At 76.6% G+C, this 684-nt stretch carries 1 protein-coding gene; it reads left to right on the forward strand.

Annotated elements, in window-relative coordinates:
* A partial coding sequence (locus CCL05_RS43620; protein WP_279629973.1) for an AlkA N-terminal domain-containing protein occupies nucleotides 1–684 on the forward strand: 684 nt, incomplete at both ends.

The raw sequence follows: 684 nt of genomic DNA on the forward strand, positions 1-684 counted from the left end.
GCCCCGAAGCGGCAGGGCGCGAGCACCCCCGGCGCGCTGTCCCTGCGGCTGCCGTTCCGCACCCCGCTCAACCCCGACAACCTCTTCGGCCACCTCGCCGCCACGGCCGTACCCGGCGTGGAGGAGTGGCGGGACGGCTCCTACCGGCGCACCCTCCGGCTGCCCTACGGCCACGGCATCGTCTCCCTCACCCCCACCCCCGACCACATCGCCTGCCGCCTCACCCTCAGCGACCTGCGCGACCTGACCGTCGCCATCAGCCGCTGCCGCCGTCTGCTCGACCTGGACGCCGACCCGGTGGCGATCGACGAGCACCTGCGCACGGACCCGGTCCTGGCACCGCTGGTCGGCAAGGCGCCCGGCCGGCGCGTCCCGCGCACGGTGGACGAGGCGGAGTTCGCCGTCCGGGCCGTGCTCGGCCAGCAGGTCTCCACCGCGGCCGCCCGCACCCACGCGGCCCGGCTGGTCACCGCGCACGGAGAACCGGTCGACGACCCCGAGGGCGGTCTCACCCACCTCTTCCCGGCCCCCGAGGCCCTCGCGGCACTGGACCCGGAGACCCTGGCGATGCCCCGCACCCGCCGCACCACCTTCACCACCCTGGTCCGCCGGCTCGCCGACGGCGACCTCCACCTGGGCGTGGAGAGCGACTGGCCGCAGGCCCGCGCCCAGCTCCTCGCCCTG

The organism is Streptomyces africanus (assembly GCF_002150735.1).
Classification (GTDB): Bacteria; Actinomycetota; Actinomycetes; order Streptomycetales; family Streptomycetaceae; genus Streptomyces; species Streptomyces africanus.